This window comes from Pleurocapsa sp. FMAR1 (assembly GCF_963665995.1).
GTDB lineage: Bacteria > Cyanobacteriota > Cyanobacteriia > Cyanobacteriales > Xenococcaceae > Waterburya.
Genome location: NZ_OY762512.1, coordinates 1087297 through 1106339, shown reverse-complemented (window position 1 = coordinate 1106339; position 19043 = coordinate 1087297). Strand labels below are relative to the sequence as shown.

The 19043-nt window shown below is 37.4% G+C and carries 20 protein-coding genes; 11 read left to right on the top strand and 9 right to left on the bottom strand.

Annotation, left to right across the window (positions count from 1 at the left end; all coding sequences use genetic code 11):
- Nucleotides 1–338: 338 nt before the first annotated feature.
- From SLP02_RS05420 to SLP02_RS05400, 5 genes are all read left to right on the top strand, one after another.
- Entirely contained in the window at nucleotides 339–536 is a 198-nt protein-coding gene (locus SLP02_RS05420) for an NblA/ycf18 family protein (protein WP_319419630.1), read from the top strand.
- 9 nt (nucleotides 537–545) lie between these two features.
- Nucleotides 546–1475, top strand: coding sequence for a M48 family metallopeptidase (locus SLP02_RS05415; RefSeq protein ID WP_319419629.1), 930 nt, complete (start codon nucleotides 546–548; stop codon nucleotides 1473–1475).
- A gap of 84 nt (nucleotides 1476–1559) precedes the next feature.
- Nucleotides 1560–1850 carry a hypothetical protein gene (locus SLP02_RS05410; protein WP_319419628.1) on the top strand — a complete coding sequence of 97 codons (291 nt, stop codon included), beginning with the start codon at nucleotides 1560–1562 and terminating at the stop codon, nucleotides 1848–1850.
- A gap of 321 nt (nucleotides 1851–2171) precedes the next feature.
- A complete protein-coding gene (locus SLP02_RS05405) occupies nucleotides 2172–2546 on the top strand; it encodes a hypothetical protein (protein ID WP_319419627.1) in 375 nt (124 codons plus the stop codon).
- A gap of 329 nt (nucleotides 2547–2875) precedes the next feature.
- A complete protein-coding gene (locus tag SLP02_RS05400) occupies nucleotides 2876–3658 on the top strand; it encodes a DUF1206 domain-containing protein (protein WP_319419626.1) in 783 nt (260 codons plus the stop codon).
- Between the two features lie 19 nt (nucleotides 3659–3677).
- Here SLP02_RS05400 and SLP02_RS05395 read toward each other — a convergent pair whose 3' ends face one another.
- The 3 genes from SLP02_RS05395 to SLP02_RS05385 form a co-directional block, all read right to left on the bottom strand.
- Nucleotides 3678–4094 carry a TIGR02588 family protein gene (locus tag SLP02_RS05395; protein WP_319419625.1) on the bottom strand — a complete coding sequence of 139 codons (417 nt, stop codon included), beginning with the start codon at nucleotides 4092–4094 and terminating at the stop codon, nucleotides 3678–3680.
- Between the two features lie 26 nt (nucleotides 4095–4120).
- The gene (locus SLP02_RS05390; protein WP_319419624.1) at nucleotides 4121–5023 is read right to left on the bottom strand and encodes a TIGR02587 family membrane protein; all 903 of its coding nucleotides are present in this window, start codon (nucleotides 5021–5023) and stop codon (nucleotides 4121–4123) included.
- Between the two features lie 97 nt (nucleotides 5024–5120).
- Nucleotides 5121–5321 (bottom strand): hypothetical protein, encoded by a 201-nt coding sequence (locus SLP02_RS05385; RefSeq protein ID WP_319419623.1) that lies wholly within the window; start codon nucleotides 5319–5321, stop codon nucleotides 5121–5123.
- A 685-nt stretch (nucleotides 5322–6006) separates the two neighbouring features.
- Here SLP02_RS05385 and SLP02_RS05380 point away from each other — a divergent pair.
- Both SLP02_RS05380 and SLP02_RS05375 read left to right on the top strand, forming a co-directional pair.
- Nucleotides 6007–6969, top strand: a complete 963-nt coding sequence (locus tag SLP02_RS05380; protein ID WP_319419622.1) for a DUF2382 domain-containing protein — start codon at nucleotides 6007–6009, stop codon at nucleotides 6967–6969.
- A gap of 436 nt (nucleotides 6970–7405) precedes the next feature.
- Complete coding sequence (locus tag SLP02_RS05375) at nucleotides 7406–7825, top strand: response regulator (RefSeq protein ID WP_319419621.1); 420 nt, start codon at nucleotides 7406–7408, stop codon at nucleotides 7823–7825.
- A 54-nt stretch (nucleotides 7826–7879) separates the two neighbouring features.
- Here the strand turns inward: SLP02_RS05375 and SLP02_RS05370 are convergent, their stop codons facing one another.
- The 3 genes from SLP02_RS05370 to SLP02_RS05360 all read right to left on the bottom strand — a co-directional run bounded on the left by SLP02_RS05370 (nucleotide 7880) and on the right by SLP02_RS05360 (nucleotide 10090).
- A complete protein-coding gene (locus SLP02_RS05370; RefSeq protein ID WP_319419620.1) occupies nucleotides 7880–8767 on the bottom strand; it encodes a sigma-70 family RNA polymerase sigma factor in 888 nt (295 codons plus the stop codon).
- 84 nt (nucleotides 8768–8851) lie between these two features.
- Nucleotides 8852–9097 (bottom strand): DUF1830 domain-containing protein, encoded by a 246-nt coding sequence (locus SLP02_RS05365; protein ID WP_319419619.1) that lies wholly within the window; start codon nucleotides 9095–9097, stop codon nucleotides 8852–8854.
- Nucleotides 9098–9280: 183 nt separating this feature from the next.
- Entirely contained in the window at nucleotides 9281–10090 is an 810-nt protein-coding gene (locus SLP02_RS05360; protein ID WP_319419618.1) for a glucose 1-dehydrogenase, read from the bottom strand.
- Nucleotides 10091–10295: 205 nt separating this feature from the next.
- Between SLP02_RS05360 and SLP02_RS05355 the strand changes: the two genes are divergently transcribed.
- From SLP02_RS05355 to SLP02_RS05345, 3 genes are all read left to right on the top strand, one after another.
- Nucleotides 10296–11306: a mechanosensitive ion channel family protein gene (locus tag SLP02_RS05355; RefSeq protein ID WP_319419617.1), complete on the top strand. Its 1011-nt coding sequence runs from the start codon at nucleotides 10296–10298 to the stop codon at nucleotides 11304–11306.
- Between the two features lie 2 nt (nucleotides 11307–11308).
- Nucleotides 11309–12511, top strand: coding sequence for a winged helix-turn-helix domain-containing protein (locus SLP02_RS05350; protein ID WP_319419616.1), 1203 nt, complete (start codon nucleotides 11309–11311; stop codon nucleotides 12509–12511).
- Nucleotides 12512–12640: 129 nt separating this feature from the next.
- Complete coding sequence (locus SLP02_RS05345; protein WP_319419615.1) at nucleotides 12641–13516, top strand: mechanosensitive ion channel family protein; 876 nt, start codon at nucleotides 12641–12643, stop codon at nucleotides 13514–13516.
- A 16-nt stretch (nucleotides 13517–13532) separates the two neighbouring features.
- On the opposite strand, the gene SLP02_RS05340 is transcribed toward SLP02_RS05345, so the two are convergent.
- Together SLP02_RS05340 and SLP02_RS05335 are read right to left on the bottom strand one after the other, a co-directional pair.
- The gene (locus tag SLP02_RS05340; RefSeq protein ID WP_319419614.1) at nucleotides 13533–13916 is read right to left on the bottom strand and encodes a response regulator; all 384 of its coding nucleotides are present in this window, start codon (nucleotides 13914–13916) and stop codon (nucleotides 13533–13535) included.
- A gap of 335 nt (nucleotides 13917–14251) precedes the next feature.
- The gene (locus SLP02_RS05335; protein ID WP_319419613.1) at nucleotides 14252–15601 is read right to left on the bottom strand and encodes a mechanosensitive ion channel family protein; all 1350 of its coding nucleotides are present in this window, start codon (nucleotides 15599–15601) and stop codon (nucleotides 14252–14254) included.
- A 995-nt stretch (nucleotides 15602–16596) separates the two neighbouring features.
- Here SLP02_RS05335 and SLP02_RS05330 point away from each other — a divergent pair.
- On the top strand, nucleotides 16597–16986 hold the full coding sequence (locus SLP02_RS05330) for a DUF2294 domain-containing protein (RefSeq protein ID WP_319419612.1): 390 nt from the start codon (nucleotides 16597–16599) through the stop codon (nucleotides 16984–16986).
- A 45-nt stretch (nucleotides 16987–17031) separates the two neighbouring features.
- Here the strand turns inward: SLP02_RS05330 and dndD are convergent, their stop codons facing one another.
- Nucleotides 17032–19026 (bottom strand): DNA sulfur modification protein DndD, encoded by a 1995-nt coding sequence (gene dndD / locus SLP02_RS05325; protein ID WP_319419611.1) that lies wholly within the window; start codon nucleotides 19024–19026, stop codon nucleotides 17032–17034.
- Nucleotides 19027–19043 lie beyond the last annotated feature (17 nt).

Genomic DNA, 19043 nt, shown 5'->3' with positions numbered 1-19043 from the left:
GACTTAAGACATATATATTTACTCATATACGGAGAAAAGCTATAGATATACATGAATAATAAATAATTAACAATCATTTATTATTATATAGACGTTATTTTTAGCAGGTTAAAGGTCTATCCAAAGACAGACCTTCATTCGATTTATATTTTAATTGCACAATATCAGCTTCAAATCAAAGATGTTGTAAAGAAACTTAAAATATTACATCTTTTGACAGAAGAAACATAAATTTTGGAGAGCTAACTTTAACTGCATATAGGTAGAGCAATCGAAATTTTCGAGATATTTTTTTAGCCAACTAAATAGACTGTTATTCTTCCTGGAGACTTTTGATCGTGGATGCAAACATACCGAACTTTCAACTCAATCTAGAGTTAAGTATCGAACAAAAATTTAAGATGCGGATTTTTCAAGAGTCAGTTAAAACTATGAATTCTGAAGATGCTCGCACTTTGTTATTAGGTGCTTCTCAACTGCTGATGGTTAAGGATAATATTATAAGAGGATTAATGAAACAAAATATTATTGAATAACTAAACTATATGTCTGATAAATCCTTATTCAAACATCTTAAGGTATGGCGTAAGCGAAGCTCAACCAAGCGATCGCTTTGGGTATATACAGTCTTATCAGTTTTCTGCGCTTTATTTATAATTAATTTGGCAGGATCGCCTCTTTGGGCTTATCCTGACCGTAATCTTGAAAAGCAACCAAATCTTGAAAAGCAACCAATCACTGTCGCGATCGATTTTCTCAATATTTTTAAGGGTGCGGTTGAATATATTCAGGTAGCCAATATTTCAGATGAGCAAGAAATCGAAATTGGCAAACAGACTAACGCTCAGGTGTTAAGCCAATACCAGTTATACAACAATTCTCAAGTTCAACAGTATGTTGGCAATTTAGGTCAAGAGTTAGTAAGCAGCAGTCAAAGTAGAAATATTCCCTTTAATTTTCAAGTAGTGTCTAGTGATGAGGTAAACGCTTTTGCCATACCTGGAGGATACGTATATGTTACTACTGGCTTACTGAAAACAGCCGAAGATAGAGCGCAGCTAGCATCGGTAATGTCTCACGAAATTGCTCACGTTAATCAAAGACACGGCATTAAAGGCTTAAAACAGGCAGTTGCTGCTAAAGGTATCGCTACCGCAGCAGGAGTAGATAGCAAAGCTCTAGCTCAAATTGCTTATCAGGTGGCGATAGACTTACCCCAGAGTCGTTCATTTGAATACGAAGCAGACAGCTACGGTTTAACAAGATTGCAACAGGCTAGTTATCCAGCAGAAGCTTTCGCTGAGTTTTTGGATAAGTTGAATGGTGGAGGTGGTACACCTGAATTTTTACGCACCCATCCTAGTAGCAAACATCGCATTGAGGCTATCAGGGAAAAAATCAAAGTCGATCAAGCCGTTGGTAATAAAGGTCAAGATAAAACCGAATACCAAAACAACCTTTTATCTTTGATGTAGCTTGAGCAAAAATCTATCAATAGCTAGAGCGTATTTGTCTCTAAATGGTTTTTAATATTGGTAAGAATTTAATTTTAAAAAACTATGAGTAATCAAGAACACGAAAAAGTATATCGTCAAAGTAATAGCGAAGAGGGTCGTCGTACCGCCAATAAAGGAGATGTGGTTGATGAATCTAAATCTATAGAAGAAAAAAAGGATCAGGTTGCTGTAGATACTTGGGATGTTGCTGGTCATGTTAAAGTCCCTACTTATTTTCCTGTGGAAAACGAAGAAGGAGAAGAAGAAGCACTACATCACGTTAGAGATGCTGAAGATATTTCCGATGTAATTCGCCAAGCTAGAGTTGATGAAGATGGCGATCGCAAATGGTAATAGATTTGAACCTTTCGACTTAGATTGAGCTTAAGGGATAGTAAACTTTGAGTATAAATTCTTAATTACATCTGCTGTACTTTCTATAGAAAGTACAGCTTTTTTATTCTCAAACTCATCTTGAAAGACGACAGTGTAATGTTCACTAAAAATATATATCCCCAGAAAGATGTAGTTTTTGCGTAGCACGTATAAAGTTAGTGTAAGCATACCAAATCATTGAATATTTTTTGGTATATTAAAGTACAGAATCAAACTGATTTAATTCTTCAAGAGTCATATTACCGATAAATTTTCAATAAATATTAACTAGGAGTTTTTATGAATTTAACAAAATTAGCCACTGCTACTATTATAAGTCTTAGTCTCGCTTTGCCTACTGGAGTAGCATTAGCTCAAGAAAATGGAACTGCTAACCAGAACCTAAACCAAGCTGGACAAAACGTCGATAATGCTGGCGAAAATCTTAAAGATGCAGGCGGTGCTTTGGGCAAAGGTGTCAAAAATACTGGTCAAGCAGCAGGACAAGGTTTAGAAAATGCTGGAAACGCCATTGAAGAAAAATCTAACTGGGGCTGGTTAGGTTTACTTGGTCTGATTGGTTTATTTGGTTTAGCTGGTGGCAAGAAAACCACTGTAGTTGAGCGTCGCGATGATTTAGGATTGAGCGATCGCCCTACTACCTATAACCGCTAATTACTTATTATACCATTCGGCTCAAAGACTATTAGCTATTGCCTTTGAGTCTTAGCAAATATATTGAGGATGAGAAAACTCGTCCTTTTTTCATGTTTTTATTAATTATTAATAAAAAACCCTGACCAGTAGATAATTCCACTACTAATGCTCCCAAAAATCAGAGCATGGCTAATCTACCATTCCAGATCTCTGCGCTGGGATTAGAACCGAATTGGAACTTAGTAGCGAATTCGTCATACTTGCGTTCTGATTGAAAATCATAATGTGGATCTGGTGTATTACTTTCCATGTTTGTAATTGATAAAACACCTATATTTAATAAAGTTATGGAAACATTTGCACGCTTTGGTTATGCAGCGAAAGGATTTGTCTATGGAGCAATCGGTATTCTAGCGTTGATGGCAGCTTTTGATATTGGTGGAGGTGATACCACTGGTACTACTGGGGCTTTACAGGCGATCGCCCAACAGCCTTTTGGTCAAATTTTATTAGGGTTGATTGCCATTGGTTTAGTAGGATATGTTATCTGGCGGTTTATCCAGGCTATCAAAGACCCTCGAAATAAAGGCTCCGATCTGAAAGGCATATTTACTCGACTCGGCTACATTTTGAGCGGGATTGCTTATGCAGGTGTTGCAGCTAATGCAGCCTCGTTAGCTATTGGCTCTGGCAATGGTGGCGGTGGCAAATCTAAACAAGACTGGACATCGATAGTAATGCAGCAACCGTTAGGAAGATGGTTAGTTGGCATAGCAGGCGCAATAACCATCGGCATTGGTTTTTGGCGACTTTACCAAGCATACAAAATTAAGTTTCGCAAAAAACTAAACCTTAGTGAATTGAATTTTCAGCAGCAAAAATGGTTAGTAAATATTAGTCGTTTTGGTATTGCTGCTAGAGGAGTAGTGTTTGTCGCTTTAGGCTTTTTTATCTTACAGGCTGCTTATCAGTATGATTCTCAAAAAGTACGAGGACTAGACGGCATTTTACTTACCTTTGCTCGACAGCCTTTTGGTAAGGTTTTTCTGGCTTTAGTTGCAGCAGGTTTAATTGCCTATGCAGTCTATCTTTTTTTACAGGCTCGTTATCGTCGAATCAAAACCAGCTAAGAAGAGAAGTCAGTGAACATCAAGGTGATTTATAGCTAGCTACCCGAATTATTAATTCTCCTTGCTGTGGATCGCGAGTAAAAATAAATTCACCAGATCTTTTTTCTTGGCGAGATAAAAAATCGATTTCTTGTCTACCAGTCTCGGCTATTTTATTATCCAACAACAAACTAGCCGTAACTTCTACCGACTCTGCTGTTTCTCCTCCAGAATTGCTGACCGTAAAAGGTACGTAGTACTGTTGATTAATTTCTCTGATTTTAGACTCGGTAGCGATCGCCAGAATTGGCGGGTTATTATCTCCCGTAATCCAAGCAAAACAGATTAAGGCGACAACAATACCGACGATTGAAAGAGAAACACCAAAGCTGACTCTTTCAGCCATTGATTTACCTTGCCAACCTCTTCGCGATCGCCTTATCGATTTTTCCTGCATTGCTTAATTCTATAAAAAATACTATTTCAGACTGCCAATCGTCCTGCTGCACCGCCAACTGTTGCTGGTAAACCTAGAATAATGCTGTAGCGTAGCCAGATAAACCAAGGATCGCTAAAAGCTAATTTTTGAAAAAACCACAGCATTAACATTCCTGTTAGCAACGATATTAAGTATGATACAACCGTTTCACTTTGGGGAGATTGAAAGAGTCCTTGCTGCTGACGACGTTGCTTAGAATTGGTAAGATTGGAAGCGAAAACAATACCATAAGAAATTAGTAAAGAAGCTGCCACAATAAGTAATAGCCAAAAAGGAGAAGACGAAGCTGCCAATACAGTTACTTCATCTGTAGGTGCAATACTAAAAGCAATAAATAAGGCTCCAGTTAAGGTGGCACTAAAGTCGGCTATAGCATCTTGCCAAACCATTTGATTAGCATCGTTGACCTGAGGTTTATTTGGCTTACGTCCATCTAAATTAACCTCAGATTCACCGCCCAAAAGCGATCGCGAAAAAGTAACCCCCAAAGAAAAAGGTACGCCTTCAAATACTATTTTGCCTAATGCTTGGCTCAAAGATGTATGTAAATCAATGCGCTGTAAAATAACTAGCATCAAAGTAGCGCAGGTAATACCTATTGCTAAAGTCTCTATCGTTTCGGCGATCGCACCTAATAAAGTATCAGTTTCTTGAGGACGAAATCCTTCGATGCGGTTAAACAAGAAAACAATGATCAGGGTAACTGCTAATATGCCTAGTAATATTGCTGGTTGAACATATGAGCCAATAAACCATACTTCCATTGTATACAGAAGAGGAATCCCAAAAAGAAAGCCTCCAGATGCTCCGCTAACAATTTCTTTTATTTCATCTCGCCAATTATCGCCTCTAAGAGCTTTATAGCGATTTTTGCTTTTTTTTTTCACATACTATATATTTTTTTGCCAGCAAAAAGATCGGTAAATGATCGTATTTTATAATAAATTACCGATCTTCTAGATCGACGTTAACCAAGCTTATTGATTAACGAGCTTCTGTACCTTGGTTAGGAGCACCTGGAGTTTCGGATCTAGCACCAGGAGCTTCAGGTGCTGCATTTTTAGTTTCTTGCTTTACGCCTTGTCCTGTTAAACGCTGTTCTGGATCTACAGGAGTTTGGAATCCACCATCCGCAGCAGGAGTTTCTGTTTCTTTATCTGTTTCTTTTTCTTTTGGATCTGCCATAATTTTTACCTATTTACATTATTGTTAGCTATTAACAGTATTTGAGTTTTTTTCAATCACCAAAACTATCTTGGGATAGAGATGACACATAAGAAGATAAACTTGTACGCACCTATGTTAGAGACAATACTGGATAGCGAAAGCAAGAATGTTTAGTGGGCGGTTTCACCGACAGAAAGGACTAAATGCGAGAAAGGACTTCTTACTCAATAGCCTCAACGGGGGAAACCCCCGCAACGGCTTCTTGAAGCGATGGCTGCACAACGCGAAGCGTTGAGTCGCGTCCAGCGACGCTCTGGGCTGTACCCAGCCCTGCGGGGAAACCCCCAAGACCGCCTCGCTTCGCTTTTCGCGCTTGTCCGCATCTAGTACCCCTTTCTTACTCAATAGCCTCGCCCTCGGCAATAGCTCTATGAGGGAAACCCTCAAGACCGCTTTGTCTCGCAACGGGGGGAATCCCTTTCTCACCGCTATTTCACGCGGTCGTAATTGATCGCCCAAAACATACTTTTTAGACATTTTTTTTACCAACAGTTTTTAATACAAAAGTTCTTGAGTACAAAAAACTATATCTATAGACATAAGCTATTGAAAAAATAGATATCTCATTGGTTAGATGTAAGTAATTTCCATTAATAATATTATGGGGTTGAAATTATCTAATTATGTTTGAGAAAAAACAATTATGGCATTAGCAAAAATTGCAGATTTATATCCTAATTATAAAGAGGATATTTTCGGCGGCGAAGATATTAAAGATTTTTCAGTATATGATCTCAACAACGACAAGGTAGGTTCAGTCTACGACATCATTGTTGATGAAACTGGTCGTTTTCGTTACCTAGTTCTTGATACTGGATTTTGGATTTTTGGTAAAAAGGTTTTGTTACCAGTAGGTAAAGCAAATGTTGATTATAGTCAACACCGAGTATATGCTAAAGGCTTAACTAAAGACCAAGCAGAAAGCTTGCCTGAATATAGCGATGATATGACCGTCGATCATGATTACGAAGAAAGAGTCAGAGGGGTATATCGCGGTGTAGGATACAACGACACAAGTACAGTTGGCGATGGAGTAGCGCAAGAATACGATAGAGGTGCTTACAACAACGCTAGTGATTATACTGCCGATAACTACACTTACGATCGCGAACCAAGTCTATACGATCACCAAGAAGCAGATGTAGATGGTCGCCAAAGCCTAAAACTTTATGAAGAGCGTTTGGTAGCCAATAAACATCGTTTCCGTGCAGGTTCGGTAACCGTAGGAAAAAGAGTTGAGACTGAGACAGCAAGTGTATCTGTCCCTGTAGAAAAAGAAAGGATCGTAATTGAGCGTACCACACCTACTGATACTAATGTGGTTGCACCTGGAGAAGCTGCTTTTGGTGGAGGCGAAGTTGCTCGTGTAGAACTATACGAAGAGACTGCTGATATTCAAAAGCAAGCATTTGTTAGAGAAGAAGTAAGCGTTCGTAAAGAAGTAGAGAAAGATATTGTATCTGCTAATGAAACTATTCGTCGTGAAGAACTAGACGTGCAAACAGATGGTGATGCCGTTGTCAACAAAAGCATGGACAGAGACGAAGATATTAACAGAAACAGAGATATTAATGATATTAACAGAGACAGAAGAGACAACATTTAAATCAAGTATTATCTAATCTCTTCATAGTAAATGCAGGTGGGATTTAATACCCACCTGCATTTTTTTTGTCTGTGGTTTTAATTTCATCTGTTAGTTGATGATTGAGCTTAAAGTTTTGCGAATAGTCATAAATAATAGTGATTATGATCTTGACAAAAAAAAGTAGATACATAATAATAATTAATAATAAAAATGAAAATTTCTATAAGATAATTTAAAGACGATCGCCAAGCTGGTTGAAGCGCAAAGTTCCGTTGCGCGGGTTTTGCGCGTTGAGGAAACTTTGTAAGAAGAAATCATCTCTACTTTAATTTAATAAAACATATTTAATAAATTACAACCCATTATTTAATTAATTAGCGAAATTAATAATTTTATTGTTTCATTGTAGTTAAGCGTCGGTCGTTTCTTAATTAAGGGAAATCAAAAATGGACTATGAAAAAGCTATTAGATACAGAATCAGAAGTTGAGCTAATTCCTCTAATTTTATCGGTGGAAGACGACCTAGATAACCAGCTACTACTCAAATATATAATTGACATTTATGGTTGGAGATCCATATTCGCAGCCAATGCTTTAGAAGCAATCAGCATGGCTAAAAAACATCAGCCAGATTTAATTTTACTAGACATTGTTTTACCAGACATAAGCGGATTACAGATAGCAATGATGCTTAAGGCAGATCGTAAAACTCGCAGCATACCTTTAATTGCGGTTACTGGATTATCTAGTAAGCAAGAAAAAGACCTGATCTTTGCAACAGGTTTTGACGATTATGTTTGCAAACCTTATGCTCTAGAAGAATTACAAACAGCGATCGCATCTCACCTGGAAAATAAGCTGGCTGCAATTTAGAGATTATTTTTTGAAGATATATTTGTAGGGCGTAAAGGCGATCGCAATTCAAATTTACCCTGCCATAGTTGATAAATTGATTGCTCTTTTTTGCAGCAGTTTCATAGCTTTATTTTTAATCTGTCTGACTCTTTCTCTGCTAATACCACACACCTCGCCAATTTGTTCGTAAGTCATAATTTTGCCGTCTTTCAAACCATAACGTAAGATAATTACGTCTCGCTGCTTAGGGGATAGGGTATGTAGCAAATTTTCAATCTTATCAATAATTTCTTTTTCGGATACAAAATCTGCGGGAGAATCAGAATCGTCTGCCAAAATTTGTCCTAATTCAGTTTTATTCTCATCAATGGTGGCGTTTAAGCTTTTCGGTTTGGTAATCCGTGCAGTTTGAGCTAAAGCTCTCAATTTATCAACGTCCATATCCAACTTCGTCGCTATTTCGCTATCGGTGGGTTTGCGTCCTAGAGTTTGTGAAAGTTGGCGAGTGATTTTTTTTACTTTATTTAAATCTTGAGTAATATGAATTGGTAAGCGAATAGTACGAGCAGAATTAGCGATCGCTCTGGTCATTGCTTGCCTAATCCACCAGTAGCTATAGGTAGAAAATTTATAACCTTTACTAGGATCGAACTTCTCGGCGGCTCTCATTAGACCAATACTACCTTCTTGGATCAAATCCAATATAGATAAACCACGATTTTGATATTTTTTAGCTACTGAAACTACCAAACGTAAATTTGCCTGAGTCATTTTCTTTTTAGCTAACTGACCCTGTTGCACAATTCTTGTTTCTTCTGGGGTCAGGTCTTCTTTCTCATTTAAAGGCAGCATTGCTTGAATTTGGTTAGCAAGCGTGACTTCCTCCTCTGAACTTAATAGAGGAGTACGACCAATTTCTTTTAAATAGTTAGCTATGCTGTTATTAGAGGTAGTTGCCATGATTAACTCAATTTACTTAGTATATTTGTTTGTCTGGTTCGTTATGGGTATGAAAATGGTGACAAAAGACAATACCTATAACTTCTAAATTCCCAAACGAGAAGTAACGTCTGTAATTACTCCGACACTTGTTTGCTGAGAAATTTCTAGTTCGCAATCATCGTTTGCTTCAAATAAAAACATTTCGCCAGGGAAAATAACTCGCTCACAATGTTGTTCAATTAGTCCGCGAATACGGGCAATGGCGATCCCGTCCGTATTGTTTTTGTAACAACACGTCTTTTGAGAATCAAGACTAGAATCGTTTGGCAGAAATACTTTAGTCATCATTGAAAAGTTGCCGATCTGGAGTAATCTCACCAGAAAAAAACGCTAAAGGTTTTTTAAACTACACCTAATTATTTCAATAATGATCGTTATTCGTAATCATCCGCTAGTTATAAAGCTTATTTTCTGAGTAGGCTATGAGATATACAATCTCATTCAAATTAACTAGATTTAGGCTATTAAAATTTATTCTCCCGCAGACCAGGGTTGGAGAAAATCAGGATATAAAGTTAAACCGCCGTCTACAAATAGAGTTTGACCAGTAATATAGGCTGCGTCATCAGATGTCAAAAAAGCTGTAATAGCTGCCATTTCTTCAGAAGTTCCGACTCTACCCATGGGAATATGACTTTCTACTTCTTTTAATTTTTGAGGATCTTCAGTCCAGCTATTGATTGGTGTAGCGGTAGCACCAGGCGCGATCGCATTTACCCTAATACCGTAAGGTGCATATTCTAAAGCCAGAGTTTTGGTCATATTTTCCATGCCACCTTTGCTAATTGAGTAGCTGACGTAGGTAGGACGAGGAATAATTTCATGGACGCTAGAAACATTAATTATAATCCCCTTACTGCCGCGTTTTAAAAAGTGTTTGATAGCTTCTCTAGCGCAAAGATAAGCACCTCGCAGATTAACCTGAATTACTTTGTCAAAATCTTCAGTTTTTAGTTCATGGGAAGGTGCAGCAGTTTGAATACCCGCATTATTAATCAGAATATCTAGGCTACCTAATTGATTGACTACCTGATCACACATCCGCACAATATCTGCTTCAACCGATACATCTCCTTCCACAGCTATACTCTTGCCACTACAGCCTTCAGTTTTAGAACACATCTGAGCGATCAATTCTTTGGTGGAGTCAAGCTTTTCAGGGTCGTTGCGATAGTTGAGGGCTACATTGGCACCTTCTGTAATATAGTAAGCTGCGATCGCCTCTCCAATACCCGAAGTTGCCCCTGTAACTAAAACGTTCTTGCCTTTAATACCCTTCATTTATTAATCAACTTGATTACTAATCTGCTTGTCAACAATCGTGCAGCAAATTAATTTGCTACCGCATCCCTCTTTGGTAGTAAATGTATTATCAATGAATAATTAATGCTAACAAAAATAAGTTTTTCCTATCTTAAATAGACATATCTACATATTTATTGAAGTTATTGCTATACTCGGTGGCAAGATAACCGAAGATATATTTATGGATTCTTTTACACCTATACAAACCGCGACGCAACAGTTGACCTCAATGGTCAAAAGCACTATACAGTTGTTGCCGAATATACTAATCGCAGTTGTTGTCTTTATTATTTTTTGGTTTATTGCCAGATTTTCCCGCAGGTTAATTAAAAATTTTACCAAGCGTAAAAAGTCCCGTAACCTAGGTCTGGTTTTAGCTAGGCTTTCCCAGGGATTTATTATCTTAGTAGGTGCTTTTATTGCCTTGGCAATTATTATTCCTTCTTTCAAGCCAGGAGATTTAGTACAGCTATTAGGAGTTAGTGGGGTTGCCGTCGGTTTTGCTTTCCGCGATATTTTGCAAAATTTTTTGGCAGGTATTTTAATTTTAATTACTGAACCTTTTGTCATTAGCGATCAGATAGTATTTAATGACTTTGAAGGTACGGTAGAAGACATTCAGACCCGTGCTACTATGATTAGAACTTATGACGGGACTAGAATTGTAATTCCCAATGCCGAGCTATTTACCAACTCAGTCAAAGTGAATACAGCCTTTGAAAAACGTCGTTTACAGTATGATATCGGCATTGGCTATGGTGACAATATTGCCGAAGCCAAGAAAATCATCTTAGATGTACTCCACGACGATCCTCAAGCTATATCAGATCCGCCTCCTGAAGCATTGGTAGTAGAGTTAGCCGATAGCACCGTCAATATTCGCGCTCGCTGGTGGATTAGTCCTCCTGGTCGTGCCGAAGCCATAGACTCTCAAGATATGGTATTAACCGAGTTGTGTAATAGACTAGTAGCTGCTGGTATAGATTTACCTTTCCCCACTCAGCAAATCTTGTTCCACGATCAAACAGAAGAGACAGATGGCGATCGCGCTCGTCAAAGAGAAGGCTGGCCCTCGGTTAAAGGTAACAATCCCAAAGCTAGGGATATTAGCGATTCTCTGCGACAACTAGCTCAGATACGTAACAATAAAGAAAATGACAAGAATAATAATGACAGTGTGCGACACGGCTAATTATGTTCAAGGGATTTAAAAGTTGGCTAGCTGATAATCGTAATTTTGTATTTTCTCGGTACACTAAAGACTCGGAAAAAACCCAAGAGCCTGAAAAATCGCTAATTGAATTGTCACCAGAAGTCAGAAAAAAGCTGGTGGAGGACACTGAAAATCTATCTAGCAACCCTGCTGATAAAAAGGCGATTGTCGATGCCTTGGATGAAGCTTTTGAACGTTGGCAGGCTAATCCCAATAATAATAATAATTCAATTGTAATTCTTAGTAGTCCTGTGGCTGCGGTGTCCCGTATATTATCAGAGACTTTAGAAGACTGGACAAAACAGAAGCAAATACCGATGAAGCTTTTGCCCCTGCAAGCCAGACCAGTTGCTGCGGAGAAGATTAAATCTAAATTAGAGCATTATCTCAAGCAACAACAGCCTGAAGATGATGAACCAGAAGAACAGTCAGAGGTAATAGCAATTCCTAACCTTAGCTGGTGTTTTTTGCGATCGCTTGAAGGTTTAGAAGGAATTGAATATCTACAGTCATTATTGTGTGATGGCTCTAAAAATCGCTTCTGGATTATTGGCGGGGGTGAAGTAGGATGGGAATATTTAAACTCAGTCTGCAATTTAGAGGCATATTGCGGAAAAGTGATGACGTTACCTGAAATTGAGCCTGAAGAATTTCAAGACTGGCTCGAACCTATTATTAAGAATTTAGATATTACTTTTGATAAGCCAGGCATTGATAAACGGCTTTTAGAAGGCGACAAGTCAAATAAAACCAATTATTTCAATCGCCTAGCCGATATTTCAGAAGGAATTAGCACTGTAGCCGTCCAGGCTTTTTTAAAATCAATTCACCATAAAGAAATAGATGAAGTTGAGGATTTTCTAAAAGACATTGAAACAGATGTAGAACACAAGCTATCTGAAAAAGTTGTAGTGGCTCAAACTCCTCACCTACCCGATTTAGCCGATCTAGAGTCAGCAGACCAATATCTTTTGTACTCTCTTTTGCTTCATGGAGACATAACCATATCTGCCTTAGCTGAAAGTCTGGGAGACGAGCAATCCCAAGTACAAAACCGAGTCCAAGTGCTGCGTAATAAGGGTGTAGTAGAACAACAGGAAAAAGTTATCAAGATAAATCCCATTCACTATCCCAAGATTAAACGAGAATTAGCTCAAAATAACTTTGTCATTAACAGGGACTAAAGATGCTGCTAATTAAATAGGTGAAACAGTATTTTACTTTTACTAGCTGTTTCACAGTTAAGCTTCTTATCGTCTGACGTATACCCTGTACAGAAAAGATACAGGCAATAACTAATAATCAACAACTAAATGAATCATTTTACTAAAATAAATTTTTATTGGTTGGCTCAATCTGCTGGAGATGCTGCCAATGAAACAGCCGAGCAAACCAAGGATCTCGTTGCCAAAATCACTACAGGAAAAATAGCCCAAGCAGTTTTGGTCTTAATAGCCACTTACGTAATTTTAAAGCTATTAGATTGGCTGGTTAATTGGCTTTCAGAAAGAATTGCCAAAGAGTGGCGACTCCGAGTCAAGCAGTTTTTACCTTTGTTAAGAATGCTGTTGCTTGTCTTTGTCACCGTATTTCTGATGAATTTATTTCTTAATTTGTCTAGGAGTAATATCCTAGCAGTAACTGGGACGGTAGCCGTAGCGTTAGGATTTGCGTTTAAGGATTTTGCAAGTTCAATTATTGCGGGAATAGTCGGCTTATTTGAATCTCCCTATCGAGTAGGCGATCGCATTGAAATTGGAGACTACTATGGAGAGGTAGTAAGTTACGGTGTACGCTCCATCAAGATTCAAACTCCAGATGATAATACTGTTACTATTCCCCATAGTAAAATTTGGACAGAATCAATATCCAACGCTAATGCAGGAGCGTTAGAAGCTCAGGTAGTGACTAAGTTTTACTTTGCCCACGAAATCGATATTAATACAGTCAAAAAAATTCTATACCGAGTAGCTCAAACGAGCAAATATACTCATCTCAAGCTGCCTATTGTTGTGGTTATGGAAGAAAAATCTTGGGGGAGTTTGTTCAAGCTCAAATCTTATCCCCTTGATGCACGAGATGAGTTCACTTACAAAACCGATCTGATCGCCAGAGCAAAAAAGGCTTTTGCAAAACATCATCTTGCTTATCCTCATCTTTTAGACGTTGAAGAACTTAAAGCTAAGTAAATCGTGGATATTTGCTTTAACTAGCTACTGCTTGACGAACGTTTGTCAATTCATCAACTCTAGAAACTAAGTAGTTTAAATCAAATGGCTTATAAATTATGCCGTCTGCTTTGCTATCATCAAACTGCTTTTCTTGAAGGCGATCAACAGCAGAGACAAGCAAAATAGGCAGAGATTGATAGTTAGGCTTGGTCTTTATTTCACGAGAAACCTCTAAGCCACTAACTTCTGGCATCATGATATCCATTAGTATTAGGTTTGGCTGGATTTGAGCAACAGTTTCCAGGGCATTTTTACCGTTGCTTATGGCTTTTACCTGATATCCTGCTGATTCTAAAACCAAAATCAACAACAACGAAATATCATCATTATCTTCCACCACCAAAATAGATCTACACACAAACTTTGTCACTGATTAACTATAATAAGTCAACGATAGCTTATCATCAGCTCATGAACATCTCGATCGCGATATATATCTTTCGAGATACAGCTAAGTCCTGATACTCTTGGCAGTAACTACTAATACCATTTATCTTTAGTAACGAAAGACTTCGATGATTACTGTGATTGGGGACTGGGGATTGGGGAAAGCGATTCCCTGTAGCTTTTCGTTTTTTTTATTAGTGATTCAAAACTATTGCATCTCTCTTACTACTTTTGAGAAATGGTATAACTACTGTACGGGCGAACGGCCGTTCGCCCCTAACTACTAACTACTAACTACTAACTAATCTATTTCTCTTTCAACTGAATTTGCCCAGGTAGCTCACGCAAAATTAAAGTGTAAATATCTGTAGGCATATCAATATCTGCTGCTTCTAAAGCTTCTTTAACCCTCTGAGCAACTTTAGAAGTGGTTGCCAAAAAACCAGATCTGCGGGAGTCTACCCAAAAGCGGATTTCTAAATTAACCGTACTAGCAGCAAGTTCACTAACTAATACATCTGGTGCAGGATTTGTTTCTACTTCTTGAAAGTTTTCTAATACCTGGCTAATTACCGCGATCGCGTCACTAAGATCTTCTCCATAGTCAATTCCTACCATTACCGAACTACGACGGCGAGGAGAAGCAGTATTATTAATAATGCTTGCCTGAAACACTTCTTGATTAGGAATATAAACTAGCCGACCATCATAAGTCTTCATAGTTGTTGCTCTTAGTTGAACCTGAGTGATTGTGCCTTCGTACTCGCCGATAACAACCTGATCGTTAATCCGAAACGGACGAGCAGCTAGCAAAATAACTCCAGAAATATAGTTACTTAATACATCCTTGAGGCTAAAACCAATTGCCACACTTGTAAGTCCTAAGGCACCCAACAACGCCCCAAAGTCTAGTCCCATAACACCTAGAGCAACTATAAAACCAATTGCCCAGACTGCACCATAACTAAGTTTGCCGATCAAAAGTTCAGTATTTGAATCTCCCTCGGTTTGCTTTGCCCAGGTATAAGCAAGATAGCGTAATATTTTGGCAGCAACCCAGGTGATGCCAATTACAATAATTGCACCTACCAATGAAGGTAAATTGCTGACGATATTTCGCAGCAATTCCCTGGTAGTTGTATATAAACGCTGAGTAACGTCGATCGCCAGGGGTGGTTTATCAAAAGCCGTATCTAGCTGCTGCGACCATCTTTTAGCCAAGGCTTCAGTGCTTAAGCCGAAATCCTCCGCATCTTGCTGGGTAACGGTCATCAAAATGCGGTTTTTAATTCTCAGGGTGGCAATTTTACGAGGATTGTCAGGGGTAATTTCTATTTTGTCTGGGGTTTCGTTTTGTGCTAAAAGACTGGCTATACGGCGATTAATAATTTCTGCTCTAGCACTAGCATCAATTTGAGGTAAGCTACCAATTTGAAACACAGGGCGGTTTCTGACTAAAATATCGGCAAAATAAAGCCCGTCGCTAGGGATAGCTATTGGGGCAGGCTCAGTTGGCGTAGGAATGCTTTCTTCTTCTTGAGTTAGAGCGATAGGTGCAAAAAAAACTGAAAAAGCGATCGCCATTGCTATTAGAGCAAAATGCGATCGCTTGGCACGAATATTTAATCCTTTAAAAATAGAAAATGAATATGACATTAGATACTAAATTTTGAGCCAGACTAAAAGAATTTAACTTAAACTCTTATTTTATCGAGACTTTGTAGGTCTAGACTCTTTAATAGTCTCTGTCTAAGAGCATAACCAGCTTGATGCTGATATTCTCTTTTAAATCTTGGCTTATCGTTAATTATCCAAAAAATAATTAAACAGTTTCTCAGAACTACTTAGCTGACAAAATTTAAGTAAAATGTGAACGCTTAAAAGATAGATTCCACTAAGGAAAGGAATAAGTAGTGATGGAGTAATGTGCATATCGTCTGGTTTAGTTTAATTATTGTGCATTTAAGTTCGAGCATTGCTGAACATAGCAGCAAAACTCAGGTAGTAAGAGCTTTTAAATCACTGTTCTTAGATTTCAATCACAAACCAGCAAGACCTGCGTAAATCGCTTTGCGGGTTCTAGCTTCCTATCGTAATCTTAAGTACTAAAGGCAAAAATAGGTTTTTGCGTCCTAAAGCTTCTTGATTCGAGGTTTTTCCTGCGACCAAGAACAAAGTTCTCTTTTGCAGTTGCTAGTAGATGATAGCTAAAAGCCAACAGTTTCGTAATAAACGATATCCCATTAAAACAACATTGGCGAAAAAATGCAACCAAATTCATCTTATAAACGATATTATGTATGACTTAAATCATGATTTTGATATTCAGGTAACTAAATATGTACCATAAATCCAATACAATTTTATAATTTTCAGCCCTCAAAAATTAAGTAAAGAAAAGTTAACCAGCGTTAAATGTAAGCAGTGTGTAAAATGCCTTAAAGCTAGTTATGTCCAAAGATAGATAACAATTATTAATTAGAACTAGTAGGTTATATATACCGCTTTCTCATATAGATAGAATTACAAAAAAAGCCAATAATAAATTGCTTAAAATATTTTCTATGTATATTTATTACATATTTACATTATTTTTCGTGACTAACTAAATTAACTTGCGAATAATAATTTTTGTTTAGGAAAAAAATAAAATGGGTGGTTTGCCAACTCGCGGACAACTAGAGAGAAAAATATCTCAAGAGATCCAAGCATTTTACCGTTGCTATCTAGGACATCAACCTTCCAAAGTAACTTGTCAAATTTTTAGTAACAAAATTGCCTTAATTCTTGAAAATTCAATCACTAATGCCGAACTAATTTTAATTGATGAAGGGAAAAATGAGCTAGCCAAAAAAGTGCGCTTCAATCTAGATGAGGCTATTCAACCAAAACTAAAAGAATTAATTGAAGAAATAACCGCAGAAAAAGTTGCTGATATATTAAGTGATGCTACTTTAAATACTGGTCGAACAGGAATTATTGTTGTTTTAAGCGATATGCCAGAGATTCGTAGTTTAAACGGTATACCTAAAATTAAATAGACCTTTATTTAATAACTTTATAATCAGCATTGCCACAGGAAAGCTTTACCAAAAGTATCCTTTCTCTGCAATGGTTTGACGGCTATCAGGATTATATTTAAGTAAATATTCTTGGGAAATAGCTTCTTGTTCACGTAACATGGTTACTTCCTTTTCGCTTATTTCTGTATCGGTGGACAGCAGAATTACCTGATGTGATGCGGTAGGAAAATATCGCTCGACTAAGTTATGACGGTGAGAGGAGTCTAATCTGCCTAAAGGAGTATCGATCGCAATCGGTAAATTACGTCCTGAGACTCTAGCCAAACCCCATAAAAAGGCTATTGCCAGTAGTTGTTTTTCCCCTGCCGATAATCGTTGCTTAGGAAACAGTTGACCATTGTGATCGTATAGCTCTAGTTTAAAGCGATCGCTATCAATTGTCACGCGGTTAATTAAATTAGATTTATGCAGCAGATATAGAAAACAGTCCTTGACTTCAGTTTCAAGCTTATTAAGTTTTTTGAGGGTAAGTTTTTCTTTGAACAGCTTGAGGGTTTCTTGTACCTTAGTTGCCGACTTTATAATATGTTCATCGCCAATTTTATCAATAGCTTCTTCACTATAGTTTTTGAGCTTGCGGTTTAATTCTTGTTGAATGCGATCGATTTCTTTATCTATGTTTTGTAGTTTCTCTTGAGCTAAATCGTATAAGATTTTATACCTACTCACTGCTGCTTTTCCATCTTCTACTGCATCAACCAATTTTTGATAATCTTCTGGGGATGCAGCACTTGCTAATTGAGTTTCAGTAATATTTATCTTAGTTTTTAGCTGTTCAATTTCCTTGATAATATTCTGAGATAGCTTAGTTTCTATTGCCAAACGATCTTGAGGAATACTAATTAACTGCTGTAATTGTTTTTCCGTTAAATCCAGATAATTATCTGCTGTAGCTTTAATAGAATCTGCAATAGTTTTATTTTCCGTTTCGATAAAAAATTCTATTTTATTAATTGATTCTGACGATAAAGAAATATCACTTAAATAATTCAATAACCTTTGATCTCTAGCCTCTAAAACAACTTGTGCTTGCTTAAACTGCTGCGATTTAACTTCTTGTTCTCCCTGCTTCCTTGCATCAGCTAATAAAGGTGTAATTAACCCCAAAGGTAGACTACTTTCAGCTACTTTAATCAATTCCAGTCTTTTCTGTTCCAATTGACTATTGAAATCTTGAATTTTAGCTTCAATTACTTCTCTAGTCGCTGCAATTTTACCACCTTGCTGATTAAATTTGCTTTGAGCGCGATCGCGTTGTTTATGTGCCTGCTTTAATTTTTTTTCGATCTCAGCAAAATCTTTTTGTAACTGCTGCCTATTCTCCTTTTTAACTACTAGCTTCTGCTCAATTTCTTCTATAGTTAACAACTGTGCTTTATTAGCTACTGCTTTGCGTTTTCGATTAACCAAAACTGACAGATCGACAGATAGCCTCTCTGCCAATTCTAAGCCTAATAAATTATTAATTGCTTCAACTACGGCAGGAGGAGGAGTATCTAATTCAGCTAACTCTTTAACTTGTTCTCCATCAAACAAAAACAAATTAGAAATACCTAAAGGTAGAATATTTTCGATATATTCATCCCAGTTATCTTCTAGGTTGCTATCAAACCTATCTTCTCTCTCAATACTAAGACTATCCTTGCCGTCTTTAAGCTCTTTATTCCAAGCACGAATAATTTTAAACTGTTGCCAATGTCCTTCAAAAATATCTTCAAAAGATAACTCAATTTTAGTTATATCTGCTAAAGTAGCCTGACTATTTACCGACTGAAATAAAAACTCACTATAGCCTAAATTACCCCTAGTAGAACATTTAGCCCTTTGTCCGTATAAAGCTAAACGAATTGCATCCATCAAGGTAGTCTTACCGCCACCATTCATCCCTCCTATTAGAACAATAGGACGAATACTGCCATCGTTTTCTGGACGCAAATTGATCGTCTGCTTTCCTACATAGGCACCAAAATTCTCAATAACTAATTCGGTAAAAATCATATTTAATTAAAATATAT